23 protein-coding genes and 1 tRNA gene are annotated in these 25,509 nt (G+C 62.3%); 8 read left to right on the forward strand and 16 right to left on the reverse strand.

Features of this window, described 5'->3' with window-relative positions:
* Positions 1 to 148: 148 nt before the first annotated feature.
* A complete protein-coding gene (locus F0P96_RS11840) occupies positions 149 to 1,525 on the forward strand; it encodes an ammonium transporter (RefSeq protein ID WP_235917455.1) in 1,377 nt (458 codons plus the stop codon).
* 137 nt (positions 1,526 to 1,662) lie between these two features.
* On the opposite strand, the gene F0P96_RS11845 is transcribed toward F0P96_RS11840, so the two are convergent.
* Both F0P96_RS11845 and F0P96_RS11850 read right to left on the reverse strand, forming a co-directional pair.
* Positions 1,663 to 3,066 (reverse strand): M64 family metallopeptidase, encoded by a 1,404-nt coding sequence (locus F0P96_RS11845; protein WP_151079113.1) that lies wholly within the window; start codon positions 3,064 to 3,066, stop codon positions 1,663 to 1,665.
* A complete protein-coding gene (locus tag F0P96_RS11850; RefSeq protein WP_151079114.1) occupies positions 3,063 to 3,572 on the reverse strand; it encodes a hypothetical protein in 510 nt (169 codons plus the stop codon). The genes F0P96_RS11845 and F0P96_RS11850 overlap by 4 nt, the downstream gene beginning before the upstream one ends.
* Positions 3,573 to 3,767: 195 nt before the next feature.
* Between F0P96_RS11850 and F0P96_RS11855 the strand changes: the two genes are divergently transcribed.
* On the forward strand, positions 3,768 to 4,475 hold the full coding sequence (locus F0P96_RS11855) for a hypothetical protein (RefSeq protein ID WP_151079115.1): 708 nt from the start codon (positions 3,768 to 3,770) through the stop codon (positions 4,473 to 4,475).
* A 14-nt stretch (positions 4,476 to 4,489) separates the two neighbouring features.
* On the opposite strand, the gene F0P96_RS11860 is transcribed toward F0P96_RS11855, so the two are convergent.
* From F0P96_RS11860 to F0P96_RS11885, 6 genes are all read right to left on the reverse strand, one after another.
* On the reverse strand, positions 4,490 to 5,617 hold the full coding sequence (locus tag F0P96_RS11860; protein WP_151079116.1) for a DUF167 family protein: 1,128 nt from the start codon (positions 5,615 to 5,617) through the stop codon (positions 4,490 to 4,492).
* A gap of 3 nt (positions 5,618 to 5,620) precedes the next feature.
* Positions 5,621 to 5,821 carry a hypothetical protein gene (locus tag F0P96_RS11865; protein WP_151079117.1) on the reverse strand — a complete coding sequence of 67 codons (201 nt, stop codon included), beginning with the start codon at positions 5,819 to 5,821 and terminating at the stop codon, positions 5,621 to 5,623.
* A gap of 27 nt (positions 5,822 to 5,848) precedes the next feature.
* Positions 5,849 to 6,622, reverse strand: a complete 774-nt coding sequence (locus F0P96_RS11870) for an endonuclease III domain-containing protein (RefSeq protein ID WP_151079118.1) — start codon at positions 6,620 to 6,622, stop codon at positions 5,849 to 5,851.
* 112 nt (positions 6,623 to 6,734) lie between these two features.
* Positions 6,735 to 7,592, reverse strand: a complete 858-nt coding sequence (locus tag F0P96_RS11875) for a hypothetical protein (RefSeq protein ID WP_151079119.1) — start codon at positions 7,590 to 7,592, stop codon at positions 6,735 to 6,737.
* A gap of 270 nt (positions 7,593 to 7,862) precedes the next feature.
* Positions 7,863 to 8,273 (reverse strand): response regulator, encoded by a 411-nt coding sequence (locus tag F0P96_RS11880; RefSeq protein WP_167291203.1) that lies wholly within the window; start codon positions 8,271 to 8,273, stop codon positions 7,863 to 7,865.
* Positions 8,274 to 8,352: 79 nt separating this feature from the next.
* Positions 8,353 to 9,879 carry a sensor histidine kinase gene (locus F0P96_RS11885; protein WP_151079120.1) on the reverse strand — a complete coding sequence of 509 codons (1,527 nt, stop codon included), beginning with the start codon at positions 9,877 to 9,879 and terminating at the stop codon, positions 8,353 to 8,355.
* A gap of 125 nt (positions 9,880 to 10,004) precedes the next feature.
* Here F0P96_RS11885 and F0P96_RS11890 point away from each other — a divergent pair, with 125 nt between their 5' ends.
* On the forward strand, positions 10,005 to 10,832 hold the full coding sequence (locus tag F0P96_RS11890) for a TrmH family RNA methyltransferase (protein WP_151079121.1): 828 nt from the start codon (positions 10,005 to 10,007) through the stop codon (positions 10,830 to 10,832).
* Here the strand turns inward: F0P96_RS11890 and F0P96_RS11895 are convergent.
* Both F0P96_RS11895 and nagA read right to left on the reverse strand, forming a co-directional pair.
* Complete coding sequence (locus F0P96_RS11895) at positions 10,829 to 13,006, reverse strand: TonB-dependent receptor (RefSeq protein WP_160620111.1); 2,178 nt, start codon at positions 13,004 to 13,006, stop codon at positions 10,829 to 10,831. The genes F0P96_RS11890 and F0P96_RS11895 overlap by 4 nt on opposite strands.
* A 101-nt stretch (positions 13,007 to 13,107) precedes the next feature.
* A complete protein-coding gene (gene nagA / locus F0P96_RS11900) occupies positions 13,108 to 14,232 on the reverse strand; it encodes an N-acetylglucosamine-6-phosphate deacetylase (protein WP_160620109.1) in 1,125 nt (374 codons plus the stop codon).
* Between the two features lie 76 nt (positions 14,233 to 14,308).
* Between nagA and F0P96_RS11905 the strand changes: the two genes are divergently transcribed.
* Positions 14,309 to 14,581 carry an acylphosphatase gene (locus F0P96_RS11905; RefSeq protein WP_151079124.1) on the forward strand — a complete coding sequence of 91 codons (273 nt, stop codon included), beginning with the start codon at positions 14,309 to 14,311 and terminating at the stop codon, positions 14,579 to 14,581.
* 74 nt (positions 14,582 to 14,655) lie between these two features.
* Here F0P96_RS11905 and typA read toward each other — a convergent pair whose 3' ends face one another.
* Positions 14,656 to 16,464: a translational GTPase TypA gene (gene typA, locus F0P96_RS11910; RefSeq protein WP_151079125.1), complete on the reverse strand. Its 1,809-nt coding sequence runs from the start codon at positions 16,462 to 16,464 to the stop codon at positions 14,656 to 14,658.
* Positions 16,465 to 16,649: 185 nt separating this feature from the next.
* Here typA and msrB point away from each other — a divergent pair, with 185 nt between their 5' ends.
* Together msrB and F0P96_RS11920 are read left to right on the forward strand one after the other, a co-directional pair.
* A complete protein-coding gene (gene msrB, locus F0P96_RS11915; RefSeq protein WP_151079126.1) occupies positions 16,650 to 17,219 on the forward strand; it encodes a peptide-methionine (R)-S-oxide reductase MsrB in 570 nt (189 codons plus the stop codon).
* Between the two features lie 137 nt (positions 17,220 to 17,356).
* The gene (locus F0P96_RS11920) at positions 17,357 to 17,701 is read left to right on the forward strand and encodes a hypothetical protein (protein ID WP_151079127.1); all 345 of its coding nucleotides are present in this window, start codon (positions 17,357 to 17,359) and stop codon (positions 17,699 to 17,701) included.
* A gap of 66 nt (positions 17,702 to 17,767) precedes the next feature.
* Here the strand turns inward: F0P96_RS11920 and F0P96_RS11925 are convergent, their stop codons facing one another.
* Positions 17,768 to 18,388, reverse strand: a complete 621-nt coding sequence (locus F0P96_RS11925) for a hypothetical protein (protein WP_151079128.1) — start codon at positions 18,386 to 18,388, stop codon at positions 17,768 to 17,770.
* A gap of 230 nt (positions 18,389 to 18,618) precedes the next feature.
* On the opposite strand from F0P96_RS11925, the gene metG reads away from it, so the two are divergent.
* Positions 18,619 to 20,664, forward strand: a complete 2,046-nt coding sequence (metG, locus tag F0P96_RS11930) for a methionine--tRNA ligase (protein WP_151079129.1) — start codon at positions 18,619 to 18,621, stop codon at positions 20,662 to 20,664.
* 289 nt (positions 20,665 to 20,953) lie between these two features.
* Here the strand turns inward: metG and pth are convergent, their stop codons facing one another.
* The 4 genes from pth to F0P96_RS11950 form a co-directional block, all read right to left on the reverse strand.
* Positions 20,954 to 21,520 (reverse strand): aminoacyl-tRNA hydrolase, encoded by a 567-nt coding sequence (gene pth, locus F0P96_RS11935; RefSeq protein WP_151079130.1) that lies wholly within the window; start codon positions 21,518 to 21,520, stop codon positions 20,954 to 20,956.
* Positions 21,521 to 21,608: 88 nt separating this feature from the next.
* Positions 21,609 to 22,181, reverse strand: a complete 573-nt coding sequence (locus F0P96_RS11940) for a 50S ribosomal protein L25/general stress protein Ctc (protein WP_151079131.1) — start codon at positions 22,179 to 22,181, stop codon at positions 21,609 to 21,611.
* 389 nt (positions 22,182 to 22,570) lie between these two features.
* Complete coding sequence (locus tag F0P96_RS11945; protein ID WP_151079132.1) at positions 22,571 to 23,500, reverse strand: ribose-phosphate pyrophosphokinase; 930 nt, start codon at positions 23,498 to 23,500, stop codon at positions 22,571 to 22,573.
* A gap of 99 nt (positions 23,501 to 23,599) precedes the next feature.
* A tRNA-Gln gene (locus F0P96_RS11950) sits at positions 23,600 to 23,672 on the reverse strand.
* Between the two features lie 230 nt (positions 23,673 to 23,902).
* On the opposite strand from F0P96_RS11950, the gene atpD reads away from it, so the two are divergent.
* Complete coding sequence (atpD, locus tag F0P96_RS11955) at positions 23,903 to 25,408, forward strand: F0F1 ATP synthase subunit beta (protein ID WP_151079133.1); 1,506 nt, start codon at positions 23,903 to 23,905, stop codon at positions 25,406 to 25,408.
* Positions 25,409 to 25,509: the final 101 nt, after the last annotated feature.

Raw genomic sequence — 25,509 nt, forward strand, 5'->3', positions numbered from 1 at the left:
TGTGACCATAAATTTAATAGGGGTATGGCTGTATTGAGCCAAGTATTTTCGAAAATGACCTTATATTATAAGGGGTATTTTGATAATGTGCGTTTAGGTTATAGATTAGGCCCTTAATATGGCAACTCAAGCATTACCTCCGCCTGCGGTGCAGAAATCTTCTTCGCGGCTCTCTTACGGTCAGTTGGCTCTGGTCGGCTTGGTGGTAGCGAGCTTAGTAGCCGCCGCTGTGCCAGCCGTGCACCCAGCGGCGGCACCAGGCAGCCTCAACGGTGCCGATGTGGCCTGGATGCTTACTGCCACGGCCTTCGTGCTGATTATGACGCCGGGTTTGTCGTTTTTCTACGGCGGCATGGTGCGGCCCAAAAACGTCATCAGCACCATGCTGCAAAGCTTTGTAGCGTTGGGCGTTATCACACTGGTGTTCTACTTCGTGGGCTTTTCCCTCGCCTACGGCGACTCCTGGCACGGTCTCATTGGCAACCCGTTCACCTACGCACTGTTGCGCGGGGTGGGCACCGCACCGCACCCGCTGCTCTCGCCCACCATTCCCTTTATCCTTTACTTCGCCTTTCAGCTCAAGTTCGCCATCATCACCCCGGCCCTCATCACCGGCTCGTTTGCCGAGCGGGTGCGCTTCAAGGGGTATCTGGCTTTCATGGTGCTGTTCTGCCTGTTCATTTATTGCCCGCTGGCGCACTGGACGTGGCACCCCGAGGGCTTTCTGCGCCAATGGGGCGTGCTCGATTTTGCGGGCGGCACGGTGGTCCACATTTCGGCAGGCATTGCCGCGCTGGCTGGGGCCATGGTGCTGGGCCGCCGCTCGGCACACGTGCGTGCTACTTCGTTTTCGACGCCTAACGTGCCCTACGTAATGCTGGGAACGGGCTTGTTGTGGTTTGGCTGGTTCGGCTTCAACGCCGGCTCCGCGTTAGGCGCCAATGAGCTGGCGGCCACATCGTTTGTGAATACCAACTTGGCTTCCGCGGCCGCCCTCATTGCCTGGCTTCTGGCCGAAATTGTGCGCGGCGGCAAACCCACGGCCGTGGGCGCCTGCACCGGCGCGGTAGTGGGGCTGGTGGCCATTACGCCCGCGGCCGGCTACGTGGCCTTTGGGCACAGCATTTTCATTGGGGTGGTGGCCGCCCTCATCAGCCACGCCGCGGTGCATTGGCAAAACAACCGCACCACCATCGACGACACGCTGGATGTCTTTCCGTGCCACGGCCTCGGCGGCATAGTGGGTATGCTGCTCACCGGCGTATTTGCCGATAAAGTAGGCCTCATCCACGGCGACCCAACCGTGTTCGGCTACCACGTGCTGGGCCTGCTGATTGTGGTGAGCTACTCGTTTGGCGGCGCTTGGCTGCTGCTCAAGCTCACCGACCGCTTTTTCGCCCTGCGCGTGAAGCCCGCCGACGAAGACCGGGGACTTGACCTGAGCCAGCACGAAGAATCGACTTACCACGTCGACGAAGAATTTGAAACCACTTACCGGCACGCCATGCAGGCGCCGCGTCCGTGAATGATTTTGTCGCCGGCCGGGCTCTGCAATAGCCAGGGTCCGCCTACCCGACGACAGGGTGAGGGAAGATGGAGGGGAGAAAAAAAGCCACCAGCGGGGAAACTGGTGGCTTTTTTATTGTTGCGTTGGCGGCTGCGTTATTCCTTCATCAGCTGCCGAGTAATGCGGTTGCCGTCGAGGTTGAGGACCAGCAAGTAAGTACCGGGACGTTTCAGGCCCAGGTCGTCGGCGGTGAAGCGGTAGTCGTGCGTGCCGGCTTTCTGCTCGGCAGCGCGCACCAGGGTTTTCAGGCGCCGGCCCGTGGCATCGAGTATAGTGGCTTCCACGCGCAGCGGGCGGCTAAGCGTGTAGCTCAGCGTCAACTCGCGGTCCACGGGGTTGGGGTAGGTTTCGAGGCGGTACTCGTAGGCGGCGGCTTGTGCGGTGGTGCCGGCAGCGGTGCGGTTCACATCCCAGGCCACCACGTAGGTGTGCTGGGCGAGGTGCGAGGTGCTGCGCGTAAGGGCCGTGGTATCGGTTATTTCGGCCTGAATGCGGTGCGCACCTACCGAAAGGCCGCTCAGCGGCACGGCAAGGGCGTCGGCGTTGCGGGCCACCACGGTGCCGTCGCGCTTCCACACGACCCGCAGCGTGTTGGGCAGCACCGGTTTCAGCAACGACAACGCAAAGCTCAGGTCCTGCGTGGGGCCGTTGATGGTGGTAGCGGCGGGCGAGAAGCTTTGCAGCGGCGGCGCCAGCGTGTGCATGCGCTCCACAAAGGTTTCGCGGCACACGCTGCAAAAGGGCACGCCCAGCAGCTGCATTTTGCAGTTTTGGTGCGGGCGGTACCACGTGGCGCCGCCGGGGTATGGGTAGATGCCCACGCCGTTGGTGTTCATCCAAGCGGCCCACTTCACCAGGGTGGGGTTGGTTTGCTGGGTCATGTTGGCCTTTTCAGTGGCGTACTGCGGGCCGGCCCAGTACTCATCGGCCAAGGCGGCAAACGAGTGGCCTATTTCGTGGATGCTGATTTCGCTGGCGCTGGCGTTGATGGACGAGGTAGCCAGCGCCCCACCCGAACCGCCGTACTCCGGGGAATTGACGACCACAAAAGCCTGGTCGTACTGCGGAAAGCTGGCGGCCAGCACACTGGCTATGGCGCTGCTGCGGGTGGGTACCAGTAGGCGGTGAATTCCAAACTGGTCAAAAGCGCTACCGAAGTAGTTGTTGACCGTAACCGTAGGCAAGGTCGTCGTACCGCAATCGGAAGCCGTGCGCGGGTGGCTGGCGCCCGACTGCACCGAGGGTACTCGCACGGCAAACACGTTGAAATAGGGCCGGTATTCGCGGAACGGCGTCTGGTTGAACAGGTCGTTGACGATGCGGTCTACATCGGTGCGGTACTGGGTAAGCTGGCCGGATTGGTACCCGTCGCTGAGAAACACCAGGTTGATGCGCTTGTTGAGCGGTCCGGTTTTCACCAGCGTATCGACGGGAAAGGACTGGGCCAAGCTGCCCAAGGCTAGCAGCAAGGCGCTGCAAAGGGTAAAGAGTGTTTTCATGGTTGAGCGGATAAGGGGAAATCGGCCGGGGCAGCTGCCTGGCGGTTGGTAATTTCGGTGAGACGCACGGCGGCGGTGCCCGATGGCAGCGCCAACCGCACAAAAAATTCGGCTTCGGGCAATACCACGGTCTTGCGTCCCAGTTGCCGGGCGTCGTTCAGGTACTCGGTGTCGCGGCGCAGCGGGTGGTCGATGGTGGTGGTGCTTAGCACCCGCTGCCGGGTGTCGAGCAAGGCCACCGCTACGTAGGTTTCGGCAGCGCCTGCCGCCGTGGGGTCGGCTTTCAGGGAACCGGCCACCACGCTCGTTTTCAGTAGCTCGAAACGGGCAGGGCCCGCCGGAGTGGCCGTGGCTTTGAAGGAAATAAAGACCAGTTTAGCGGCCGATGCCGCCGGCTGCGAGGCTTGCGTGGGCACCACTGCCAGCGGCGTGTATTGCTTCGTCGGCCGCTGACAGGCCGTGAGCCCTCCGGCAATAACCAACAGCGTGTAGGAAAAAAGCCGCATGCGACGTCTGGGAATGGGTACAAGTAAAAGTACTATTTAAGACAATACCGCGGATGGATTGGATGGTAATAACTTATATTGAATACATAATATTGATAGTCAATGCGTTTGTGTATATGGTGGTAATGAGCGCACATGCTATTTGTGCTCTGCGCATTTTGTGCAGTGCCAAGCCGCTACCTTACCGGTCTTGCTATGGCCGAATACTCGATAGTGGCGTTTGCCAAGCAGCTCAATTTGCTTACGCTGGCCACTGCTGTGGTGCCCGTGGGGGTAGGGCTCACGCGGCGTCATCTGCCCCAAGAAGCGCGGTGCCTGTTGGCGTACGCCTTGTTGGCCACGTTGGCGTTGGGCACGTTGTCTGAAGTTGGGCGCTACGTGTGGCACAACAACATCCTTATCCTGCGCACTGAAACGTGGCTCGGCACCGTGCTGCTGGCCGGGGCCTACTACCAGGCGCTGCCGCTGCCTGCTGTGCGCCGCCGCTTACCGGCTTTGCTGGTTAGCTTTACCCTGCTGGCCGTAGCCGAAACCATCTGGCTGATGGATTGGCACCGCTACGACAGTCCCTACATGCGCGTGGCGCAGAGCGTGCTGCTCATTGGCCTGGCGTTGCGCTACTTCGAGCACTTGCTCCTTCAGCTCCGCAACATCCGGCTGGAGCGCGACCCCATGTTTCTGGTAAGTGTAGGAGTGGTGTTCTACTACGCGGGCGCCATTTCCATTTTTGTGCTGGAAACCCAACTGACGCTGAAGCCTGACCAAATTTGGGTGATGTACATCGTGGAGTTCGTGCTGCGCATGGCCTTCAACGGCTTGCTGACGGCGGCCCTGTGGCACGCCGGCCAACTGTTGCCTCAGCTGGTCCATAGCAGCCCAGCTGCGAAGCAACTACTGCCCTGACCTAAGCATGGGTGCTAGCCTCCCAGCTTGCTCAGCACAAACGCCGCCAAAAAGCCCAGTACCGTAATCAGGCCCGTGAAATTGTGGGCTACCTCGAAGGCTTCCGGTATCATGGTGTCGGCTATCATGGCCAGCACAGCACCGGCCGCCACGGCCGTGGTGGCCCCAATTACGTTGGGCGAAAAGTGGCTGAACACGGTGAAGCCTACCAGCGCCGACACGCCCGACACCAGCGCAATGCTGGCCCACAGCCCCAGCACGTAGAGCGGCGTGCGGCCGGCCTTTTTCATTCCCGCCGCGCTGCTCAGGCCTTCGGGGAGGTTGGAAAGAAAAATAGCTACCACCGCCACCGTACTCACCGCGCCACCCGCCAGCATGCTCAGCCCGATGACAATGCTTTCGGGAATGCCGTCGAGCAGCGCCCCGATGGCCAAGGCCATGCCGTTGTCGTCGCCGGGTTCGGTGGCGGGTTTGTCGCCGGCTTGCACCTGCTGCCGCTCGGCGTGCTGCTGGTGGCCCGAGCGTTTGCGGTGCTTGGCCCCGTGGCGGGCCAGCAGCCAGTTGGCGAGGGTGTAGGCCGCCGCGCCGCCCACAAAGCCGAAAGCCGCCGCATCAAATCCGCCGCGCCGGTAGGCATCTTCCATCAGCTCCAGTGAAAGGGTGGAAATGAGCACGCCGCTGCCAAAGGCCATAACGGCCGCAATCAGCCGCTGCGGTACGTGCAGGAAATACCCAATGGCAGCACCAATCAGCAGCGCCGAGCCCGAAACCAACCCCCAGAAACCGGCTTGCAGCCAGAGCGGAAATGCCATGCAGTGTGGTTTTGTACGTGTCAGGAATGCACTCCTGCGCAGCAGGAAGCAGGTGATGATTTGCGTGCGATACGCGGCCAGCGCCGCTTGTAACTCGGCCTCGGTGAAGCCCGGCACGTCTACCTTTTTGAACGGGGCGGTATGCCCGGCCAGCAAGACAAGGCTAGAGCTCGGCACCTCAAGCACGTCGGCCAAAAACCGCAGCAGGCAGTCGTTGGCTTTGCCATCGTGCAGCGGGGCTTGCAGGCGCACGGTTACGGTGCCGTCGGCCGCCAGCAGCAGCTCGTTGCGGCGCGCGTTGGGTTTGGCGCGCAGGTGCAGGGCCGCCACCGCCTAGGCCGCCGAGTTGTAGGCGTCGTACACGTTCCAGGCCCAGAGGGCGAAGGGGATAATGATTGTCCACCACAGCAGGAAACCCACCACGCCGCTGAGAATCCAAATAAATACGGCTTTCAGAATCTGGCCCTTGATGAGCTGGCCCAGACCGGGAGGGATGGCGGAAAGAATGGCGGGTACGCCGTAGGTTGGTTTCATGGCAGAAGCAGGCAAGACCTGCGCTAATTACGCATTATCGGGCGCTTGGGTAGCGGCAGGGAGCGGCCCCAGGCGCTGCTGGCCGGTGGGGCACACGTCGAGCAGCACGCAGCGGCCGCAGGCAGGCGAATGAAAGTAACAGCACTTTTGCCCGTGAAACATCAGCGCCTCGTGGTGGTCATACACTTGCTGGGCGTCCCAGTCCGGCGGCAGCAGCGCCTCCAGCAGCGCGTGCGAGGCCTCGGTGCCCACTTTCGGCCCGATGAGCCCCAGCCGCTGCGCCACGCGGTGGTGGTGGCTATCCACGGGCATGGCCGGGCGGCGCAGGGTGCTGAACAGCAGGGTAGCGGCGCTGGTTTTGGGCCCCACACCGGGCAAGGTTTCCAGCCACGCGCGGGCTTCGGGCACCGGCATGTCGGCCAGAAAATGCAGGTCGAGCTGCCCATCGAGGCGGGCCGTTAGCTCCTGCAGAATGGCTTGCAGGCGCGGGGCTTTCTGCTCGGGCCAGGTACAGGGTCTGATGGCCGCTTCCACGGCCGCCGTGGGCGCGTCGCGCACCTGCTCCCAAGTGGGAAACTGCGCCGTCAGCTGCTGGTAGGCCCGGTGCGACTCAGCATTCCGGGTGCGGTGCGAGAGAATGGCGCTGATCAGCTCACTGAGCGGGTCTTTACTGCTGAAAAACCGAAACGGCGCGCCATACAGCACGCACAGCCGCTCGTGGGCCAGCAGCGCCAGCGCCTGCCGCTCGGCAAACGCGGCGGCGGGTTCGGCAGCAGGTGTAGTAGCGGGCAGCTTGGGCATACCTGCGCAAACGGCCCGCGGCGCTCCTCGGTTGTGCTTGGCGCACACGAAAAGCCCCGCCCAAACGGAGTTGGACGGGGCTTTTCGCTTTTTGTCGAAATGTCAAACAGGCTTATTGCACTGCGTTGTAGAGCGCCACGGCCTGCTTCAGCTTGCGGTGCTGCGAACCGCTGATAACGGAGGGCACCAGCAGCACCGGCACCGAAATAAACAGCAGCGGCGACACCGAGCGGCTGGTGCCGCTGAACGTGCTCAGAATGCCCGCTGCCATCAGGCCGCCGCCCACCACGTAGCCGGCCGTGCTGATGCGCCGCAGCCGGGCCACGTCGCGCAGGGTTTCCACGCTGCCGGGGTTGTCGGCCAGGGCCACGCGCAGGCTCCGGAAGTTCATTTCCTCGATAGGGCCGCCGTCTTTGCTGAAGTACTCGGTGCGCACGGTGCGGTAGCCGCCGTAGGGGTAGCCAAACGGCGACCCGTACCCGCCGTAGCCGTACCCACCATAGCCGTAGCCAAAGGGACTGCCGAAGGCATTGGGCGAATACTGGGTAGTGGTAATAGAGTAGGTGCTGATGCGGCCGGTTTTGTCGCGGCGCAGGGTGGCTTCGCGGCGCGAGCCGGGCAGCGTGGTGCGCACGTAGTGGCCGGTTTCATCCTCGTAAAACTTAATCTGGTCGAGGTCGAAGCGCTGCTGCCCGTTGGCCAGCAAATAGGAGCGGCCCAGCACCGGCTGGCGCATCTCCACCACGTCGGCCGCATACACCTGCCCCGATTTCAGGCCGATGCGGTAGCGGGAAGGAACAGCCGCCGCAACCGGGGCCGGGGCCGCTACGGGCCGGGCCGTGGAATCGGGCGCGGCCGGGGGGGGCGGGGTGGGGAGCGTGTTGAGCTGACGGGGCGCATCCTGGGCCAGCGCCGCCGGTAGCGGCGCGCTCAGCAGCGCCGTGGCCAAAAGCAATGAACGAACGTTCATGAACAAAGTAGCGTGAGCTGTGGAAGGAATGAGGAAAGAACGCGCGCCACGCGGCGGGTGGTATGCCGCTGCGGCGGGCGCCGGCCAAAGCCACGGGCAAGTACGAACAAAAAATCGGCCACTTGCTCCGTATGGCTTTAACGGTGCAAGGCGGCTCACTCGTTCCGCAGCACCGCAATTGCCGGGCGGCCACCGGCGCGATACAAAAAAAGCCGGCCGGCAGCGCAAGGCTACCGGCCGGCTTGAGTACGCGGCCAAAAGGGCTCGGTTCTATTTCAGCAGGGTTTCCAGCAGGCTCATGCTGTCCACCAGGTCGCGGGTGTTTTCGAAATCCAGGGGCTTCACAATGTAGCCTTGCACGCCCAGGGCCTGGGTGTTGAGGCGGTCAATGTCCATTTCCGAGGTCGTCGTGACAAACACCGGAATATCGCGCAGCTCCTCGTGGGTGCGCAGCTCGGCCAGAAACTCGTGGCCATTCATCTTGGGCATGTTCAAATCCAGCAGAATCACCTCGGGCAGGGGCCGAATGGGCTCCACGCCGTTGGTGCCCAGCAGCAGATCGAGGGCCTCCAAGCCGTTGAACGCGGTGTGCAGTTTGTGAGGGACACTAAACTTCTCGAACGATTTCTCCACGGTCATCGTGTCAAAAAAGTCATCTTCTACAAGCAGAACCGAACGCATAGTAATCAACAGGTATACCGGGAAAAAAGCGGCCGACAAAAATACGCAATCGGCGCCCCATTTCCCGGTGTTGGGTGCATTATCCTATTGTTGCCGAAGCCGGCACCAGGGCCGGCTGCTTGGGCCAGGTAAAAACAAACGCGGCTCCTTCGCCCACCGCCGATTCGACCCGGATATGGCCGCGCTGCTCGTCGATGATTTTCTTGACGATGCTCAGCCCGATGCCGGTGCTTTCGGCCGTGTGCCGGTCGCGCAGGGTCTGGAACATAAGGAAGATTTTCTCGTGGTATTCGGGCGCAATGCCCGGCCCGTCGTCCTGCACCCGAAACTCGTACTCCTTCTTCAGCTCCTGGCAGCTCACGCTCAGCCGGCCGGCGCCGCGGTGGTGGTACTTCACGGCGTTCGAGAGCAGGTTGGTAAACACCTGCTGCAGGCTCAGGCGGTCGGCCACCAGCGTGGGCAGGTTGTCGGCAATCTGCAGCTCAAACTGCGGCGGCACCACCAAGTCGGCCACGTCGTGTACCAGATGGGCCACGTTCACCTCCTCCAGCTTTTGCTGGGTACGGCCCACGCGGGCGTAGGCCAGCAGGCCGTTTATCAGGTCTTCGAGGCGCGAAAGCCGTCCTTTCATCAACCCCAGGTACTCCTGCATTTTGTGCGAGAGTTCGTGGCCCAGCTCGTCCTCAATCCACTTCACCACGGTGGTCACGCCGCGCAGCGGGGCTTTCAGGTCGTGAGAAGCCACGTAGGCAAACTGGTCCAGCTCGCGGTTGCGTTTTTCCAGCGCCCCAAACGTGTCGTCGAGGGTCTGCGTCATGCGGTTGAGCGAGCCGGCGAGGTTGCCCAGGCTGTCCTTCTCCTTGTCCTTGATTTTGACTTTGTAGTCGCCTTGCACCACCTGCTCGGCCAAGTGCTCGATGATGTCGATGCGCTGGGCCACGGCTTCGTTGGTGAGTTCCAGCTCCGCCTTCAACCGCTCGTTGGCGCTGATTTCGTTGCCGGCTTTGCCAAACAGCCACAGCGTAATGACCAGGGCCAGCGCCGTCGAGAGCAGGATGGTGGCCGGCGTGAGCGACTCGTAAATCTGCTGCTCGGCGCTGCGCTTGGCCAGCAGCTCCAGCTCCCGGGTGCGGGTGCGGGCCAGCAGCCGCTCAATCACGCGCATGGTCTGGCGGTCGGTGTCGAGGGCGGTTTGCATGGCCGATTGCGTAAGGCCGGCTTGCGGCCGGGCCAGCTCGGCCAGCAGGCGCGTTTCGGCCCGCAGCGCGGCGTCGATGGTGTCGAGGCGCAGCTGCTGAATGGGATTGTCGACCGACATCCGGTCCACCTCCTCGTATTGGGTGCGCACGTGCCCGATGGCGTCCTGGTAAGTCGCCAGGTACACCGTGTCGCGCGTGAGCAGGTAGCCCCGCACGCCCGAGCGGGCATCTTTTAGGCGCAGTTCCAGGTCTTTGAGCCCTTGTATAACTTGGTAGGAGTGCTCCACCCAGCCCGTGCGACTGGCGAGTTGCCGAATACTTACGAACGACGCCACGGCCGTCAGAACGAGCACCCCGGCGGCAATGGCAAAGCCGACGTAGAGTTTGGTTTTGGTTTGCAAGCGCATAAACGAAGAAGCCGGCCGGCGTGGGGTACCGCAACAGCCTAGCAAGATACAACGCCGGGGCGTGCGCCGCGACACGTGCCGCCCGCCGCGGCGTATCTTCGCGCCGCCTTCGCCCGCCTTCCGCCATGCCCGACGCCATCAGCAGCCCCCACAACCCGCGCATCAAAAACCTGCTGCGCCTCCAGCAAAAAGCTTCCGAGCGCCGCGAGCAGGGCCTCACCATCATCGAGGGCCTGCGCGAGCTAACCATTGCCCGCGGCGCCGGCGTGGTGGTGCCGGCCGTGTTTGTGTGCGCCGAATTGCTGCCCGAGGCTGGTCAGCGCCAGCTTCGCCAGGTGCTCGACGACGCGACGGAGTGGTTCGATGTGTCGAAGGCCGTGTTCGAGAAAGTGGCCTACCGTGAAGGTTCCGACGGCGTGCTGGCCCTGGCCCGCCCGCCCCAGCGCCGCCTCGCCGACCTGGAGCTGCCCCAAAACCCGCTGCTGCTGGTGCTGGAGGCCGTGGAGAAACCCGGCAACCTGGGCGCCGTGCTGCGCACCGCCGATGCCGCCCAGGCCGACGCCGTGATTGTGTGCGACCCGCGCACCGACCTCTACAACCCCAACGCCATTCGGGCCAGCATCGGCTGCGTGTTTACGGTGCCCGTGGTGGCCACGTCGCGTCCCGAGCTGCTGAGCTGGTGCCAGCAGCACGGCATCCGTACCTACGCCGCTGCCCTCACCCCGCAGGCCCGTCCCTATACCGACTATGACTTCCGCGGCCCCACCGCCTTGCTCATGGGCACCGAAGCCGACGGCCTGACGCCCGAGCTCATTGCCGCCTGCGACGAAACCATCATCATTCCCATGCGCGGCTACATCGACTCGCTTAACGTGAGCACGGCCACGGCGGTGCTCACCTTCGAGGCCGTGCGCCAGCGCGAAGTGGCTGATATGCAACGCGGAGGCCGCTAGAAGCGCACCGTGCCCGAGAGGTTGACGACCCGGCCTTCTACCGGGGTCCAGAGTTCGGGGAAGTCGGGGTTTAGGCGCGAGCCGAGCACTACCGATTCCCGGCGCGTCTGGCGGTAGTCGAAGAGGTTTTCGCCGTTGAGCACAAACGTCAGCGGCCCGACCTGGTAGCGCAGCAGAGCCGCCACGATGGGGTAGCCCGGTGTGCGGCGGCCGTCGGACAGGTATTGCTGCCCGGTGTAGCTGGCCTCGATACCGGCGGCAAAATGCTCGGTAAATTCCTGGGTAAGCACCGTGGCCAGCTTGTGGCGCGCGGCCAGCTCCACGTGCGGGTTCACGGCGTCGTAGCGGCGGCGGGCGTCGGTAAACACGTAGCCCAGGTACAGCTCGGTTTCGTCTTGGCGCAGGCGCACGTAGGTCTCGAAGCCTCGGCTCACCACCGGGCGGGACGCATTCTGCCAGCGCAGACCCGCCAGACCTTCGTTGGTTCGCACCATCGGGTGGTCGATTGCGGTGTAGAAAAACGACTGGTTCACGGTCAGCGTCGTCAGGAGCGAAAAGCGGCGGGTGTAGTTCACGTCCCAGTTCAGGCCGGTGGAGCGTTCGGCCTCTAGCCCCGTCAGCGGCTGCACCCGGGGGTAGTCCCGCTCATCAAGATCGTTGATGTAGGGAACTGGCACGCGGTAGCCCAGGCCGCCGTTCAGCCGCGACGTTATGGTTTCAGAAAACCGGTAGAGCAGGGCCAGCCGGGGCAGCACAAACGTGCCGTATTGGTTGTGGCGGTCGAGGCGCAGGCCGGCCTGCACCGTGAGCGGGCGCACGGGCTGCCAGTCGTCCTGCACGAAAGCGCCGGCGGTGGTGTAGGTGTAGCGGTTGCGCAGCGGAGTGGGGCTGTCGGGGTCGGGCGTGAGCTTTTCGCCGTTGAGGTTCAGACCGCCCACCAGCGTGTGGCGCTGCCCGAGGCGGTGCAGGTAGCTGATTTCGGAGTAGTAGGAAAGCTGCCGCGCCGTGAAATCGACGATGTTGGTGCGCACCTGCCGGTTGAAGCTGCTGGCGGCGGCTTTCACCGTGAGGCCACCACCCGCCACGCTGTCCTGGGTGTAAATCAGGTCGGCGGAGTGGCGCTGCATCTGGTTGCGCACGAAGTAGGCGTGCTGGGCATCGGGGCCGCGGCGCACCACTTGCTGGTCGCCGCCCTGCCGGTCTTCGACGGTACCGGTGTAGCCCAGGGCCAGCTGCCCGGTGCCGCTGGGGTACCAGAAGAGCCGCGGGTGCACGGTGAGGTTGCGCAGGCGCGGCACGTCGGTAAAGCCGTCGTCGTTCACGTCCACGTCCTGCTGCCGGGTGCCGCCCGCAAACACCGAGTAGCCCAGCCGCTGGCCGCGGCCGGCGGCAAAGGCGTTGAGGTTGGTTTCGCGCAGGGTGCTTTGGTTGAGCGTGAGGCTGCGCTCGGGCGCACCCCGCTGCGGCTGCTTCGACACCAGGTTTACCAAGCCCGCAATGGCCCCGCCCCCGTACAGCGTCGACGATGAGCCTTTGATGAGTTCCACCTGCCGCAAATCGAGCGGCGGCACCTGCAAAATGCCGAACGAGCCCGCGTAGCCGCCAAACAGCGGCATGCCGTCGCGCAGGATTTGGGAGTAGCGTCCCTGCAGGCCCTGAATGCGAAAATCGGCGTTGCCGGTGGTGGGCTGGGTGGGCTGGATCTGGGTGCCGGCCAAATCGCCCAGCAAGGAGGCGATGTTGCCGGGCTTGATGGCGTTTTCCTCCTGCAGCTCCTCGGTGCCCAGCACTTCCACGCGCGTCGGCAGGTCTTCGATGCGCGAGTTGGTGCGGGTAGCCGTCACCACCACTTCCTCCAGCTCTTGCCCGCTCGCAGCCAGGCGAATGACGAGCGGTTGCGCGGTCAGCGGCAGCGTGAGGGCCATTGTTTTGGGCCGATACCCCAACGCGGCTGCTTGCAGCACCAGCGGGCCGGCCGGCAAATCGGGCAGCGTGAGTGCACCGGTGGCATCGGCGGCGGCTCCCAGGCCTAGCGCCGGTACCCCCACGCTGGCCCCCACCACGGGTTGCCGCGTGAGACTGTCGAGCACCTGCACCCGCAGCGGATACTGCTGCGCCTGTGCTGCCGGAACTGCTAGGGCAACCAAAAAGAAAACCGTGAGTGGAGCGCGCATAAGCAGGAGAGGGCAGGGAAACGTGAACGTACGGCGCCGCAGCTGAAGAAAAGCTGAAGAACGACTGCTTGCCATGCAGCTCCTGCCCGCAGCGCAACAGCTCAGTGCCACTGCACCTCGCCGCGGAACACGGTGCCTTGTACGTGCCATGCGTCGTCGAAAAGGCACAGCGAGGCCTCGTAGCCGGGAGCGAGGCGGCCGAGCTGCTGCGCCAGCCCCAGTACGCGCGCCGGGTAGAGCGTGGCCATGCGCAGACCTTCGTCGAGCGGTAGGCCCACGTGCTGCACGCAGTTGCGCACGGCCTCGAGCATGGTGAGGGCCGAGCCGGCCAGCGTGCCCCCGGCGTCCACGAAACGGTCGGCGGCGCGGCGGAACTGGTAGGCGCCTTCGGGACTTTCTTCCACGGCATCTGTAATAAGAAACAGCCGCTCGCGCAGTAGCTTGTGGCTGATGCGCACCGAGGCAAAGTCGCAGTGGATGCCGTCGGCAATGATGCTGGCCTGGGCCGCGGCGGCGTCGTACACCGCGCCCACCAGGCCCGGTTCGCGCCCCGTCAGCGCCGACATGGCGTTGAACAAATGCGTGGCGGCTGCAAAGCCCTGCTCAAAAGCTGCCCGGCCCTGTGCGTAAGTAGCATTGCTGTGCCCCGCCGACAACACCACGCCGGCTGCTTGCAGCAGCGCCACAGCTTCGGGCGTAGCCATTTCCGGCGCCAGCGTCATCATGCGCAATACGCCCTGGCCCGCCGCCAGCCACTCGCGCAGTTCCGCCACGTTGGGCTGCTTGATGAACTCGGACCGGTGCGCGCCTTTCTTTTCAGGGTTGATGTAGGGCCCTTCGAGGTGCACGCCCAGCAAGCCCGAATCCGGCTGCTGCTCTCGAAACGCCTGCGCCGCATCCAGCGCGGCGCGGGTCAGGGCGGGCGAGTTGGTGGGCATGGTAGCCACGAAATGCGTGGTGCCTTGCGCCCGAAATACGTCCTGCATCCGCGCCAGCGTCGCCACCGTCGGGTGGGTGGAAAACAACACGCCGCCCCCGCCATATACTTGCAAGTCAATCAGGCCCGGCGCTACGTGCAGGCCGTGGGCATTAATGCGGGGCACGTCGGCGGGCAGCTCCGTCGCGGGCAGCACGGCTTCGATGCGCTGATCTTTGATCAGCATGGCGTGCTCGGGCAGCGTGGCGGTGCCGGTGTGCAGCAGGGCAGGAGTGAGGGCGTAGCGCATGAACTGGGGCGTAGCACGAGCAGGCGGTTGCTCGTATGAAGTAAGCTGAAGATTCACCGCAATGTCGCTTTTTGCCATGACCGAACACCGCACTTTTCGCATCCACGGCCGCGTGCAGGGCGTGTTTTTCCGCCAATCGGCCAAAAAGGAAGCCGAGCGCCTCGGCCTGACCGGTTACGCCCGCAACAACGCCGACGACACCGTGACTATCGAAGCCGAAGGCCCACGAGAGGCGCTGGATGCGCTAGCCGCGTGGTGCCAGCACGGCCCACCCGCCGCGCGGGTGGAAAAAGTGGAAGTGCAAACGGCGCCGCCGAAGAACTACCAACATTTTGAGGTGCGACGCTAAGCGAAACCGCCGCCCAACAACAAAAAAGGCGCGACCGGAGCCGCGCCTTTTCAGAAGCCAGTAGCTAGCAAAAGCTAGTCGATTTTCTTGGCCGAGCGCAGACGCTCGTTCTCGTCGAGCAGGATTTTGCGCATCCGAATCGACTTCGGCGTCACCTCCAGGTACTCATCCTTCTGGATGTATTCCATGGCGTCTTCCAGCGAGAACTGACGCTTGGGCACAATCTTCACGTTTTCATCGGAGCCCGAAGCGCGCATGTTCGTCAGCTTCTTGCCCTTCTGAATGTTGATGGTCAAGTCGTTCGGGCGCGTGTGCTCCCCGATAACCTGGCCGGCGTACACTTCCTCGCCCGGGTCCACGAAAAACTCGCCGCGGTCCTGCATCTTGTCGATGGTGTAGGCGGTGCCGGCACCGGTGTCCATCGAGATGAGCGAACCGCTGATGCGGCCGGGAATCGGGCCCTTAAACGGCTCGTAGCTCTGGAAGCGGTGGTTCATGATGGCCTCACCGGCGGTGGCGGTCAGCACGTTGTTGCGCAAGCCAATCAGGCCGCGCGACGGAATGTTGAACTCCAGGTGCTGCAAGTCGCCCTTGGGCTCCATAATGGTCAGCTCGCCCTTGCGCATCGTTACCAGTTCGATAACCTTGCCGGCGGTTTCCTCGGGCACGTCCACTACGAGGTGCTCGATGGGCTCCAAGCGGTTGCCATTGTCGTCCTCTTTGTAGAGCACCTGCGGCTGGCCTACCTGCAGCTCGTAGCCCTCGCGGCGCATCGTCTCGATGAGTACCGACAAGTGCAGAATGCCGCGGCCGTACACCAGGAAAGAGTCTTCGCGGTCGGTTTCCTTCACGCGCAGGGCCAGGTTTTTCTCGGTCTCTTTGTAGAGACGGTCGCGCAGGTGACGCGAGGTCACGAACTTGCCTTCCTTGCCGAAGAACGGCGAGTTGTTGATGGTGAAGAGCATGTTCATCGTCGGCTCGTCGATGCTGATGCGCTCCAGGGCCTCCGGGTTTTCGAAGTCGGCCAGCGTGTCGCCAATGTCGAAGCCTTCAATGCCGGTTACGGCGCAGATTTCACCGGCCGAAACCGACGGAACCTTGGCTTTGCCCAGGCCTTCGAACACCTGCAATTCTTTGATCTTCACCTTCTTGATGGTGCCGTCGGCTTTCATCAGGCTCATGTTGGAGCCCTCGGTGAGGGTGCCGCGCTGCACGCGCCCGATGGCAATGCGGCCCACGAACGACGAGTAGTCGAGCGAGGTAACCTGCATCTGCGGGGTGCCTTCGTAGAACGGCGCGGGCGGAATGGAGGCAATAACGGCGTCCAGAAGCGGGGTGATGTCCTCCGTTTTCTGCTTCCAGTCGGTGCTCATCCAGCCCTGCTTGCTAGAGCCGTACAGCGTCACGAAGTCCAGCTGGTCTTCGGTGGCGCCGAGGTTGAACATGAGGTCGAACACCTGCTCGTGCACCTCATCGGGGCGGCAGTTTTCCTTGTCGACTTTGTTGACCACCACGATGGGCTTCAGGCCCAAGTCGATGGCTTTGCCCAGCACGAAACGCGTCTGGGGCATGGCGCCTTCGAAGGCGTCGACGAGCAGCAGCACGCCGTCGGCCATCTTCAGCACGCGCTCCACCTCGCCGCCGAAGTCGGCGTGACCGGGGGTGTCGATGATGTTGATTTTAACGTCTTTGTAGCGAACCGAAACGTTTTTCGATACGATGGTAATGCCACGCTCACGCTCCAGGTCGTTGTTGTCCAAGATCAGGTCGTCGAAGTGCTGGTGCTCCGAGAAGAGCTTCGAGGCGTGAATGATCTTGTCCACGAGCGTGGTCTTGCCGTGGTCGACGTGGGCAATGATGGCGATGTTACGGATGTTCTGCATGAGAGCTGTTTTGCGGGTGCAAAGGTACGTAATGTTCCTCGCAAATGCTTGTTACCCTTAATGTTTGAATGCAAACCGCGCTGCCTGTCAGCGCCGTAGGTATGCCGAACAAATCCCGAAGCCCAAGCGTTCTGCTACTGCGTCGAGAGTTTTCTACCCCGCATTTCCCGTTGATTTTGCATTCCATGCGCATTCCTGCTCTTGCTCTTAGCCTGCTGTGCCTAACGGCGTTGCCGGCCTGTTCGCAGCAAAAAACCAAGGCCCAACCTGTGGCCGTGGAGAAGCCCGTGCCGCCCACCAAGCCCACCGCGGCGGCCAAAGAATACCCCAAGCCCCAACCCGTAACGGGCAAGCCCGACGAGTTTCCGGTGCGCAAAACCGAGGCGCAGTGGAAGGCCCAGCTCACGCCCGATCAGTATTACATCCTGCGCCAGAAAGGTACCGAGCGGCCCTTCACCGGCAAGTACCACGACAACCACGAGGCCGGCAACTACTACTGCGCTGCCGACCACAACCTGCTTTTCCACAGCTCGCAAAAGTTCGAGTCGGGTACAGGCTGGCCGAGCTTCTGGGCGCCGGCCGCCAGCACCAGCCTCAAAGTGGCTTCTGACAACACCTTCGGCATGAGCCGCGACGAAATTGTGTGCGCCAAGTGCGGGGGCCACCTCGGCCACGTGTTCGACGACGGCCCGAAGCCCACCGGCCTGCGCTACTGCATGGACGGCAACGCGCTGGTATTCGAGAAAACCAAGTAGCAGCGGTACCCGCCTGCGCAAGCGGCCCGGCTGGCAATCTGCTCGGCCGGGCCGCTTGGTTTAGGGCGCACGGCAATCCGCGAAGCCAACAAGCAGCGGCTGCCTTGCGTTGAGAGAGGATACCTCACCCCACTGCCATGACCAGCCGCCCGCTTCGCCTTGTTTTATCTGCTCTGCTGCTCACCGGGCTGGGTACCGCCTGCACCACGTCCGATCAATCGGCGGAAGTAGACCGGGCGCCTACTGAAATTCGCACCGATGCCGACCGCCAGGCGGCCTACAACAACGGTGTGGGCAGCGGTGCCCGGCCCGATGCCACGCCCAACCGCGTGCCGGCCGTGCGGGAGCAAGCCGCTGCTGCCGGCGGGCGGCAGCGCATCGAATCGGTGAATACCAACGACCCCAACACCACCACGCAGGAAGAACGCGTGCGGCGCCTGCAAGGCAACCCGTCGCTGGCCGATACCCTGCGTCGCCCCTAACGCCACCAGCCCGCCTTGCTCATTCGGAAACGAGCAAAGCGGGCCGGTTGCACCAGGAGCCAGTGGTTACGAAGCCACGCCGTTCGACTCCACGGACGTCATCGAAGCGGGCGAGTCTGGGGCCAGCGGCGTGCTGGGGCGGGCACCCGAACGGCTGCGGCTGGCTGCTGGGCGCGGTGCCGGCGCGGCAGCGGCAGTTGGGGTAGTGGCCGTAGCGCGCGAGCGGCTAGGCCGGCTGGGGCGTGCCGCCGGAGCAGCGGGTTTGGCCGCCGTAGCAGCCGGTTTGGCGGCGGGACGGGCCGCTGGCTTGGTGGCGCTTGGCTGAGCCGGCGCTTCGGCAGCCGACGAGGCCTCAAGTAACTGTCGCGCTTCCCGCTCGAAACGAATGGCGGCTTGGGCTACCACTTCTTTCACCTGCTCTTTGGTTTCCTTACGGATGCGCTTGGAGAGGTCGTTCAGCTGCCGGTCGAGTTCCTTTTGGGCTTGCTTGGCAGCCGCTTTCAGCACTTTCTTGCCGGCCGATTTGTCTTTCGGTAGGTCGATGCTGGCGTGGGCGCCGTCGGGTAGAGCCATTTCTTTTACGGCTTTGCGCGTGGCTTTTGCTGCCTTCTTTTCCTTTTTGTCGCCCTTGCGCTTGCCCGATTTGTCGTTTGCATCGGCAGAGGCCTTTTTGTCTTCTTTCGCCATGGTGTGGTGTGATGAAGTAAGAAGCATGTGTGCTACTTCGGAAAGGAAGCGAATTGCGGGCAGAATGTTACGCGGCGGGGCCGATTGATAACATTGGGCACCGCAACTGCTGCCTACACCTGATACGCGCGCCGGTCGGGTTGCGTCTGCACATTTCGGCGTTTCTTTGCGCTTTCCACGTATTTTTTGGCCGCGCAGCTCACTTTGGCGCGGCGCTTTTTCCCTTCCCGATGCAAGCTCTTCCCAAGCGTTATACCGTCACGGCCGCGCTGCCCTACGCCAACGGCCCCGTACACATCGGCCACCTGGCCGGCGTATATCTGCCCGCCGATATCTACGTGCGCTACCTGCGCGCCCAGGGCCGCGACGTGAAGTTCATCTGCGGCTCCGACGAACACGGCGTACCCATCACTATCCGGGCGCAAAAAGAGGGCATTACGCCGCAGCAGGTGGTCGACAAGTACCACGCCATCATCCGCGACTCCTTTAAGGAGTTCGGAGTGTCGTTCGACATCTACTCGCGCACGTCCAACGAAACGCACCACAAAACCGCCTCCGACTTCTTCCGCAAGATGTATGAGGCGGGCCAGTTCACCGAGCAGGTGTCGCTGCAGTACTACGACGAAGCCGCCCAGCAATTTCTGGCCGACCGCTACATCGTGGGCACTTGCCCGACGTGCGGCAACGACAACGCCTACGGCGACCAGTGCGAGCGGTGCGGCTCCTCGCTAAGCCCGACGGAACTCATCAGCCCGCGCTCCATGCTCTCGGGCAACCAGCCGGTGCTCCGCGAAACCAAGCATTGGTACCTGCCGCTCGACCAGTACGAGCCGTGGCTGCGCGAGTGGATTGTGGAAGGCCACAAGCAGGACTGGAAAACCAACGTCTATGGCCAATGCAAGTCGTGGATCGACCAGGGCCTGCAGCCCCGCGCCGTCACCCGCGACCTGGACTGGGGCGTACCCGTGCCCGTAGAAGGCGCCGACGGCAAGGTGCTCTACGTGTGGTTCGACGCGCCCATCGGCTACATCTCGGCCACCAAAGATTTGCTGCCCGATGGCGAGTGGCAAAAATACTGGCAGGACCCCGAAACTAAGCTGCTGCACTTCATCGGCAAAGACAACATCGTGTTCCACTGCATCATCTTCCCCACGATGCTCAAGGCCCACGGCGAGTTCATTCTGCCCGACAACGTGCCCGCCAACGAGTTTCTGAACCTGGAAGGCGACAAAATTTCGACCTCTCGCAACTGGGCCGTGTGGCTGCACGAGTACCTGCAGGACTTCCCCGGCAAGGCCGACGTACTGCGCTACGTGCTCTGCGCCAACGCCCCCGAAACCAAGGACAACGACTTCACCTGGAAAGACTACCAAGCGCGCAACAACAACGAACTGCTGGCCACGCTCGGCAACTTCGTCAACCGCGCCGTGGTGCTCACGCACAAGTTTTTCGGTGGGCAGGTGCCCGAAGCCGGCCCCCTCGACGAGCTGGACGAGGACGTATTGCGCCAGCTCAGCGAGTTTCCCCAGCGCATCGGCGACCTGATCGAAAACTACCGCTTCCGCGACGCGCTGGCCGAAGTGCTCAATCTGGCCCGCGTGGGCAACAAGTACCTGGCCGACACTGAGCCCTGGAAGCTCATCAAAACCGACCCCACGCGCACGGCCAGCATCCTGCACGTGAGCCTGCAGCTGACAGCTGCCTTGGCTACGCTCCTGGAGCCCTTCCTGCCCGAATCGGCTGGGAAGCTGGCCACCATGCTGCGCACCGAGCGCGGCGCCTGGGCCGACGCGGGCCGCACCACGCTGCTGCCCGCCGGGCACCAGTTGGGCGAAGCGTTCCTGCTGTTCGAAAAAATTGAAGACGCCACCGTGGAAGCCCAGGTGCAGAAGCTGCTCGATACCAAGAAAGCCAACCAACTGGCCGCCGCCGTGGCCGCACCGGCCAAGGAAAACGTGTCGTTCGACGATTTCGGCCGCATGGATTTGCGCGTGGGCACCGTGGTAGCCGCCGAGAAAGTTGCCAAAACCAAGAAGCTGCTCAAGCTCACCGTCGACACCGGCCTGGACCAGCGCGTCATCGTGTCGGGTATTGCCGAGCACTTCATTCCCGAAGCCCTGGTGGGCCAGCAGGCACTGGTGCTGCTCAACCTCGCCCCGCGCGAAATCAAGGGTATCGAAAGCCAGGGTATGCTGCTCATGGCCGAAAACGCCGATGGCTCGCTGCAGCTCATGCAGCCCGGCCAGCCCGTGCGACCCGGCAGCTTCGTGGCGTAATGTGGCCTTCTTCGGATTAGCTCCGGCAACAGAATCAGCCGTGGAAACTGTATTCAAGCTCCTCTTCGAATTGGTCTTATCGTATCCAGGAGCTGCTTTGCGTTGGCTGCTGCAATAAGGGAAGATTCCGTATCGAAACCTTTTAGAGGATAGCTACGACTATAACACCTGCTTTGTAATACTCCTGCTAGCGGTTATGCTCATTGTTGAGCACCTGCTGTAATACCACAAAAGCCCTTTCCGCATTGGTTGCAGAAAGGGCTTTTGTGGTAAAGTGACGAAAGCAATTTTACTTCACGTTCACCACGTTCATGGCCCGCTCGATGCCCAGCGTGCCGAAGGCCAATACCGCATCGGCCGCTTTTTCCAGGCGCAAGGGCAGGTCAATCAGTTCGTCGGCCGAAAAGGGGCTGAGCACGTAGTCGACCTGCCGGCCCTTGGAGAAGCTGGAGTCGATGCCGAAGCGCAGGCGGGCGTATTCGTCGGAGCCGAGGGTTTCCTGGATGTGCTTCAGGCCATTCTGCCCGCCAGCCGAGCCTTTGCCCTTCAAGCGCAGCTTGCCGAAGGGCAGGGCCAGATCGTCGGTGACGACGAGCATCTGCTCCTTTTCCAGCTTGAGCGTGCTGAGCCAGTGGGCGGCGGCCTTGCCGCTCAGGTTCATGTAGGTGGTGGGCTTCACCAGCACAAAGGTTTTGCCCTTGTGCTTGATTTCGGTGGTGAAGGCGTGGCGGCCCAGCGCCCACGGGGCGGCCTCAAACTTGCGGGCTAGGAAGTCGCCCACCATAAAGCCCACGTTGTGCCGCGTATCGGCGTATTCCGGCCCGATGTTGCCCAGGCAGAGAATCAGAAATTTCATAGTCGGGTGCGTAGTCGGCTGCTAACGTAAAAAATCCTGCCCCGCCGCAAGGCGAAGCAGGATTTTCTCTTTCGATAGCGCGAAAAACCTATTTCTCGGCTTGCAGCTGGCCTTTCAGCGCACGCGGGATGGTTACCGTAGCAATGGGAGCCAGCGGGTTCGTCAGGATGGTGTAGTTCTCGGGCTGCACCTTGTTTACCTTGATCGACTTGCCCAGGGCCAGGTCCGAAATGTCCACCTTCACGTAGTCGGGCAGGTTGTCGGCCGTAGCCTTCACTTTCAGCTTGCGCAGCTTGCTCACGAGCTTGCCACCGGCCAGTACGCCCGGCGAAACGCCTACGAACTGAATCGGAATGTCCATCTTCACTTCTTTGCCGTCTTGCAGCAGCAGGAAGTCCACGTGCAGCAGCATTTCGTTCACGGGGTGGAACTGGGCGTCCTGCACGATGGCGCGGTAGGTGTCGCCTTCAATGTTCAGGTCCACAATGTGCACCTCGGGGGTGTACAGCAACTCGCGGAACAGGATGGCCGGAACCGAAAAATGCACTTGCTCGTCGCCGCCGTACAGCACGCACGGAACTTGCGAGTCGAGGCGCAACGCCTTGGCATCTTTCTTACCGAGATTCGCTCTTTTAAACCCTACAATCTCGAGGCTTTTCATACTACTGGTGTGTGAAGGTGAGGCCGGAATAAAGGCCTTGAAATGAAACGATTCTGCGGACCAGTGGGGTCAGCAGGGCCGCAAAGGTACGCGGATAGTTTGGGAATAGAAAGCGTCCCGAACAAGGCACCCCCGCCACCTTGGCGCCGCTCTTGGTCGGCGGGCGTGTCGGGACCACCCAGTGCGAGTATCAGCAGCAGCCCCAGAAGCAGGAAAACGGCGCAGCCGAGGCCAATCAAGGCCAGGAGCAGCCGCAGGAACCCCTGCCCAAACGAATGGGCCGAAAACACCCAGTTCAGCCCAACGAGCAAGGCTAGAAACAAAGCCCCGCCAACGGCTAAAACGATATACGGTTCGGCCATTGCGGGGCTTCGGGGGCGTGGGCCGGCTTAATTAAACAACGAGCTGATCGACTCGTGCGTCACCACGTTGCGAATGGCGCGGGCAAACAGCTCGGCCAACGAAATGACGCGGATTTTGTGGTTCTGCTCGCGCAACGGAATCGTGTCGGTCACAATCAGCTCTTCCAGCGACGAGTTGCGGATTCGCTCGTGAGCCGGGCCGCTGAGCACCGCGTGCGTTACCACCGCGCGCACCGATTTGGCGCCGCGCTCCAGAAGCAAATCGGCCGCCTTGCAGATGGTGCCGGCCGTGTCCACAATGTCATCCACGAGCACCACGTTCATGCCCGTCACGTCGCCAATCACCTGCATCGACGCAATTTCGTTGGCTCGCAGGCGCATCTTGTCACAGACCACGATTTCGGCGCCGAACTTCTTGGCGAATGCGCGCGTGCGCACCACCCCGCCCACGTCGGGCGAGGCGAAAATCAGGTTGTCGAGGTCGAGCGACTTGATGTAGGGCGCCGATACCGTGGAGCCGTCGAGGTGGTCGACGGGAATGTCGAAAAAGCCCTGAATCTGGCCCGCGTGCAGGTCGCAGGTCATCAGGCGGTCGGTGCCCACGCTCTGCACAAAATCGGCCACTACTTTGGCCCCGATGCTCACGCGCGGCTTGTCTTTGCGGTCCTGTCGGGCGTAGCCGAAGTAGGGCATCACCACGCACACCGAGGCCGCCGAGGCGCGCTTGGCCGCGTCCACCATCAGCATCAGCTCCATCAGGTTTTCGGCCGGCGGGTTGGTGCTCTGAATCAGGAACACCGCGCAGCCGCGCACGCTCTCGTTGAACGAGGGCCCGAGTTCGGTATCGGCGAAGCGCTGGATGCTAAGGTCGCCGAGCGGCTGGCCGTAGGCTTCGGCAATGTGCTGGCCGAGTTCGGCGGAGGCGTTGCCCGCAAAAATTTTTACTCGCTGAGACATGGAGAAGAAAAATCTGAACGTGGAGAGACAGGCGGAAAAAGCGAAAGGCGCCGGCTCCACTCGCAATTGAGGGGGCCAGCGCCTTTCGCTGTACTTACGTTGTCCGACCAGGGCTCGAACCTGGACTTTCTTGAATCAAAATCAAGCGTGTTGCCAGTTACACCATCGGACAAAATCCCAAGCGGTGTCCCGTTTGGGTTTGCAAATGTACTACCGTTTCGGGCGGCTCCAAATTTTCGTTGAAATAATTTTTCGGGGGAAAGGCCTCCATCAGCCCAAAAAGCGGCTTTTGCCGGTGATTTTCAGCGCGAAAAGTTTCCGTCGCGTTCAGGTTTGCCCATGCGGCGACTGGTCCGTACTTTTGCGGCCTGAAACTGCTTCATTTCCCTATACACAAACGCAATGGCGAATACCGGCAAAATCACCCAGGTCATCGGTCCCGTGGTGGACGTGAGCTTCGCGGGTGAAGGCTCCAAACTGCCCAACATCCTCGACGCGCTGGAAGTAACGAAGGACAACGGCCAAGTCGTTATCCTGGAGTGCCAGCAGCACCTGGGCGAAGACCGTGTGCGCACCATCGCCATGGACTCGACCGAGGGCTTGACCCGCGGCGCCGACGTGCGCGACTTGGGCGCCCCCATCTCGATGCCCACGGGTGACGGCGTAAAAGGCCGCCTCTTCAACGTAATTGGCGAGGCCATCGACGGCATTCCGCAGCCGCAGAGCGGCACGCGCCTGCCGATTCACCGCCAGGCTCCGGCTTTCGAAGAGCTGGCTACTTCCTCGGAAGTATTCTTCACCGGCATCAAAGTAATTGACTTGCTGGCTCCCTACGTGAAGGGCGGTAAGATCGGTCTGTTTGGTGGTGCCGGCGTAGGCAAAACCGTACTGATTCAAGAACTCATCAACAACATCGCCAAGGCCTACTCGGGTCTGTCGGTGTTTGCTGGTGTGGGCGAGCGTACCCGCGAGGGCAACGACTTGCTGCGCGAATTCATCGAATCGGACATCATTCGCTACGGCTCGGAGTTTAAGCACTCCATGGAGCAAGGCGGCTGGGACCTGACCAAGGTCGACATGGCCGAAATGGAGAAGTCGCAGGCGACGCTGGTGTTCGGCCAGATGAACGAGCCTCCCGGAGCCCGTGCCCGCGTGGCGCTGTCGGGTCTGACCATTGCGGAGAACTTCCGCGACGGCGACGGCACCGGCGCTGGTCGTGACATCCTGTTCTTCATCGACAACATCTTCCGCTTCACCCAGGCGGGTTCGGAGGTATCGGCTCTGCTGGGCCGTATGCCCTCGGCCGTAGGTTACCAGCCCACGCTGGCCACCGAAATGGGTGCCATGCAGGAGCGCATCACCTCCACCAAGCGCGGTTCTATCACCTCGGTACAGGCCGTTTACGTGCCGGCCGATGACTTGACTGACCCGGCTCCGGCCAACACCTTTGCTCACTTGGACGCCACCACGGTACTGTCGCGTAAGATTGCCGAGTTGGGCATCTACCCGGCTGTGGACCCGCTGGACTCGACCTCGCGCATCCTCGATGCCGCCGTACTTGGCGACGAGCACTACAACACCGCCCAGCGCGTGAAAGAGATTCTGCAGCGCTACAAAGAACTGCAGGACATCATCGCCATTCTGGGGATGGACGAACTCTCGGAAGAAGACAAGCAGACCGTAAACCGTGCCCGCCGGGTGCAGCGTTTCCTGTCGCAGCCGTTCTTCGTGGCCGAGCAGTTCACCGGTCTGGCCGGCGTACTCGTTGACATCAAGGACACCATCCGCGGCTTCAACGAAATCATCGACGGCAAGCACGACCACCTGCCCGAAGCGGCGTTCAACCTCGTGGGTACCATCGAGGACGCCGTGGCGAAAGGCGAAAAGCTGATGGCCGAAGCCCGCTAGATTTCTAATGTGGGGAATGTGCTGATGTGGGAAATGTGAAAAATGACTTTCACACTACCCCCAGCACATTCATCACATTTCCACATTTCTCACATTAGAAG

It is taken from the genome of Hymenobacter busanensis (assembly GCF_008727865.1).
In the GTDB taxonomy this organism is placed as follows: Bacteria; Bacteroidota; Bacteroidia; order Cytophagales; family Hymenobacteraceae; genus Solirubrum; species Solirubrum busanense.

Coding starts and splice junctions, on each gene's coding strand:
- F0P96_RS11845 (WP_151079113.1), bottom strand. CDS start 3,066: ATGAAAACACTCTTTACCCTTTGCAGCGCCTTGCTGCTAGCCTTGGGC.
- F0P96_RS11850 (WP_151079114.1), bottom strand. CDS start 3,572: ATGCGGCTTTTTTCCTACACGCTGTTGGTTATTGCCGGAGGGCTCACG.
- F0P96_RS11855 (WP_151079115.1), top strand. CDS start 3,768: ATGGCCGAATACTCGATAGTGGCGTTTGCCAAGCAGCTCAATTTGCTT.
- F0P96_RS11865 (WP_151079117.1), bottom strand. CDS start 5,821: ATGAAACCAACCTACGGCGTACCCGCCATTCTTTCCGCCATCCCTCCC.
- F0P96_RS11870 (WP_151079118.1), bottom strand. CDS start 6,622: ATGCCCAAGCTGCCCGCTACTACACCTGCTGCCGAACCCGCCGCCGCG.
- F0P96_RS11875 (WP_151079119.1), bottom strand. CDS start 7,592: ATGAACGTTCGTTCATTGCTTTTGGCCACGGCGCTGCTGAGCGCGCCG.
- F0P96_RS11880 (WP_167291203.1), bottom strand. CDS start 8,273: ATGCGTTCGGTTCTGCTTGTAGAAGATGACTTTTTTGACACGATGACC.
- F0P96_RS11885 (WP_151079120.1), bottom strand. CDS start 9,879: ATGCGCTTGCAAACCAAAACCAAACTCTACGTCGGCTTTGCCATTGCC.
- F0P96_RS11890 (WP_151079121.1), top strand. CDS start 10,005: ATGCCCGACGCCATCAGCAGCCCCCACAACCCGCGCATCAAAAACCTG.
- F0P96_RS11895 (WP_160620111.1), bottom strand. CDS start 13,006: ATGCGCGCTCCACTCACGGTTTTCTTTTTGGTTGCCCTAGCAGTTCCG.
- nagA (WP_160620109.1), bottom strand. CDS start 14,232: ATGCGCTACGCCCTCACTCCTGCCCTGCTGCACACCGGCACCGCCACG.
- F0P96_RS11905 (WP_151079124.1), top strand. CDS start 14,309: ATGACCGAACACCGCACTTTTCGCATCCACGGCCGCGTGCAGGGCGTG.
- typA (WP_151079125.1), bottom strand. CDS start 16,464: ATGCAGAACATCCGTAACATCGCCATCATTGCCCACGTCGACCACGGC.
- msrB (WP_151079126.1), top strand. CDS start 16,650: ATGCGCATTCCTGCTCTTGCTCTTAGCCTGCTGTGCCTAACGGCGTTG.
- F0P96_RS11920 (WP_151079127.1), top strand. CDS start 17,357: ATGACCAGCCGCCCGCTTCGCCTTGTTTTATCTGCTCTGCTGCTCACC.
- F0P96_RS11925 (WP_151079128.1), bottom strand. CDS start 18,388: ATGGCGAAAGAAGACAAAAAGGCCTCTGCCGATGCAAACGACAAATCG.
- metG (WP_151079129.1), top strand. CDS start 18,619: ATGCAAGCTCTTCCCAAGCGTTATACCGTCACGGCCGCGCTGCCCTAC.
- pth (WP_151079130.1), bottom strand. CDS start 21,520: ATGAAATTTCTGATTCTCTGCCTGGGCAACATCGGGCCGGAATACGCC.
- F0P96_RS11940 (WP_151079131.1), bottom strand. CDS start 22,181: ATGAAAAGCCTCGAGATTGTAGGGTTTAAAAGAGCGAATCTCGGTAAG.
- F0P96_RS11945 (WP_151079132.1), bottom strand. CDS start 23,500: ATGTCTCAGCGAGTAAAAATTTTTGCGGGCAACGCCTCCGCCGAACTC.
- atpD (WP_151079133.1), top strand. CDS start 23,903: ATGGCGAATACCGGCAAAATCACCCAGGTCATCGGTCCCGTGGTGGAC.